A 2,999-nucleotide genomic window follows, 5' to 3' on the forward strand; every position below is an offset into this window, starting at 1 on the left:
CCACGGCCCAGGGCACCGCCTGCAAGCCGGCCAGCGGGGGCACCGCGGACGGCGGCGCCGGCCCCACACGTGTTTCGGCACGCCCAGGCCCCGTTCGGCGCTCAGGCGCCCGAACTGCTGCCCCCAGAACGCCGACCACGGCATGCCCGTCACGGCCAGGAACACGATCGCCACGGCGGCGACGATCCCGGTCACCGCGTGCACGTCGCGCCACCAGAGGCGCTGCGCCGGGCGCTCGCGCACGGTACAGACACCGCCCGAGCGCCCGCGCGGCCACCACAGGAACACGCCGGACACCACGAGCACCAGCGCCCAGCCGGCCACGATCTCGATCCAGTGGTTGGCCACCGGGCCGGCGATCGCCAGCGAGTGGAGGCGCTTGACGACCTCCATCAGCCGGTCGTCGTCGCGCAGCCTGCCCAGTTCCCGGCCGTCGGCCGGGTCGAGGTAGACCGCGACGATGCCCTCGGCCGTGCGGATGCCCACCTCGGCGCTGCGGCCCGGCCGGGCCGGCGCGACGAAGCGCACCGCCACGCCGGGTTCGGCCGCCAGGGCCCTGTCGACCAGCGCGGACGCTGCCAGCCCCGGCGCGGACCCGGCTTCGACGACGCGCAGCCGTGCATAGAGCAGCGACTCGATCGGGTCCTTGAACAGGTACAGCGCGCCGGTCGTCGCCAGCAACGCCAGGAAGGGCAGGCAGACCAGCCCGGCGTAGAAGTGCCAGCGCCAGACGCGCCGGTACAGCGCGGACTCGGAGGCGGCGGCAGCAGCCTCCGCGGGGATCGCGTCGCTCATCGCGGCCTCAGAACTTGAAGCGCGCACCGACGTACACCGAGCGGGGCTCGCCGGGCGTGAGGATGGCTGCGTTGGATTCCGCCCTGTCCTGCACGCTGAACAGCGAGACGTAGTTCCGGTCGGCGAGGTTGCGAGCCTCGGCGTAGAGCTCCCAGTGATCGCGGGTCAGGCCGGCGCGCAGGCCCCACAGGGTGTAGCGGTCGACCGTGTAGGTGTTGGCGAAGTCCGCGTACCGGCGCCCCACGAGATCGAAGGTGGGCCCGGCGAAGAAGCCGCTCGCATGGCGGTAGAGCAGTTCGCCGCGCACCGCATAGGTCGGCGCGGCAGGCAGCCGGTTGTTGCCGTAGTCGGCATCGCCCTTGAAGCGGAAGTGGTTGACCGTCAGGTTGAGCAGCGGCTCGACGCGGTGGGCACCGGCGTCGTCGATCGCCAGGCTGGCGCCCAGCAGGGCCTCGACGCCGGCGTGGACCGTGCCGTCGACGTTGGTCGACAGGCTGACGCCGGGCACCGGGGCGCGCGACAGGATCTCGTCGCGCAGCCGCGCGTAGTAGACGGCGACGTCCCAGTGCCATTGGCTGCGGCCCGCGTCGTGCGTGCCGCGCGTGCCGACTTCCAGCACGGTGCCCTTCATCGCCTCCAGCGTCGACTGGTCGCCGCGCACGTCGTCCTCCAGTTCGTAGAGCGTGGGCGCCTCGTACAGGCGGCTCAGGTTGGCGAACAGCTGGACGGTGGGCGCCAGCTGGTGGATCAGGCCCACCCGCGGGTTGATGCTGTGGTAGTCGTCTTCCGGGTTGCGCAGGGCACCACTGGACACCGTGGTATTGCGGATCTCGCGGCGGGACGACACGGCCTGCGCGCCGTAGACCGCGGTCCAGTCCGGCGCGAACTGCCAGCGGTCCATCACGAACAGCTCCAGGCTGTCGGCCCGGTTGTCCACCTGCGTCGACAGCGTCGCGGCGCCGCCGGGCTCGTATCCGTAGTTCCCGCCCTTCACGGTGGTGAGGCCCGCGTTCAGGCCGACCAGCAGGTCGTGTTCGCCGATGCGACGCTGGTAGCGCAGCGTGCCGCCGAGGTTGCGCTGCTCGGTGTCGATCAACAGGCTGAAGAACGGCGGCGCGTAGACGATCGGGTGGTAGAGCTGCTGCTCCTCGTACGACAGGCCGGCCGTGAGGCTGCTGTTCGCGTCGATGTCCCACGTCGTCTTGTTGGCGAGGCGCCAAGTCTTCACGTTGTACTGGTAGTCGCCGGCCAACGCGGCGGCCTGGGCCTGGTGCGGGTTCGCTCGCCATTCGTCGCGCGTCAGCGCGCCCGGCAACTGCTGGTCGTTGTCGATCGCGGTGGCGTAGAAGCGCGTCCGCACGGCATCGCCGAGCTGCCAGCCGGCATTGGCGTAGAGGCCGCTGCGCTCCTGGCGGTGGTGATCACGGTAACCGTCGCTGCGCTTGCCCTCGGCGGTGACCAGCGCATCGAAGGCGCCGGCCACCGTGCCCAGCGTGATGCGGGCCTGCCGCTGGCCGTGGCTGCCGCCGTTGAGCAGCAGCTCGTTCGGTGCTCCGTCGCGCGCCGTGGGCGTGATGAAGTCGATCGCACCGCCGAGCGTGCTGGCGCCATAGGTGAGCGCGTTCGCGCCGCGCGCCACGATGGCGTAGCGCGCCGACAGCGGGTCGACGTCGCGGTTGTGGTTGTTGCCGTCGGCGGCGGTCACCGGCAGGCCGTCCTGCAGCAGCTTGATGCCGTTGCCGTCGTAGTTGGTGGCGTCGAGGTTGGAGCCGCGGCTGGACAGGAAGGACGAGTCGCCGGTGCTGCCGCTGGCGGCCCACAGGCCGGGCACGTAGCGCAGCATGTCGGCCAGGCTGGTGACGTTGCGCTGGCGCAGGGTCTCGCCGTCGACCAGCGTCACGGCGCCGGGTGTGACGGCCTGCTCTGCCGTCAGTGCCTTCCTGACCTGATCGGGCTCTCGCTCGGCAGTGATGACGATGGGCGGCAGTTGCGCCTCTTGCGGGCTCTGGGCCTGCGCGATCGCGCACGGGCCGAGGACGAGAGCAGACAGGACTGCGGGTGATCTTGAAAGCATGGTGCGAAGTTCCGGAAGCTGAGTCAGCGCTGCCGCCGGTCGGGCCGGCGTCGGGCGCGCGTCGTTCGGCACGCCGTCGCCGCGCCCTGGGCGGGCCGCAGCGCGAACCGATGCGCACGGAAGCACCGTG

At 71.6% G+C, this 2,999-nt stretch carries 2 protein-coding genes; both read right to left on the bottom strand.

Annotation, left to right across the window (positions count from 1 at the left end; translation table 11 throughout):
* The coding region (locus tag Y694_RS20900) for a PepSY domain-containing protein (protein ID WP_231497823.1) at positions 1 to 795 on the bottom strand (795 nt) is incomplete at its 3' end.
* A 7-nt stretch (positions 796 to 802) separates the two neighbouring features.
* Positions 803 to 2,869 (bottom strand): TonB-dependent receptor, encoded by a 2,067-nt coding sequence (locus Y694_RS20905; protein ID WP_231497824.1) that lies wholly within the window; start codon positions 2,867 to 2,869, stop codon positions 803 to 805.
* Between the last annotated feature and the right edge of the window lie 130 nt (positions 2,870 to 2,999).

Origin of the sequence: Methylibium sp. T29-B (genome assembly GCF_000576225.1) — a bacterium.
GTDB lineage: Bacteria > Pseudomonadota > Gammaproteobacteria > Burkholderiales > Burkholderiaceae_C > Methylibium > Methylibium petroleiphilum.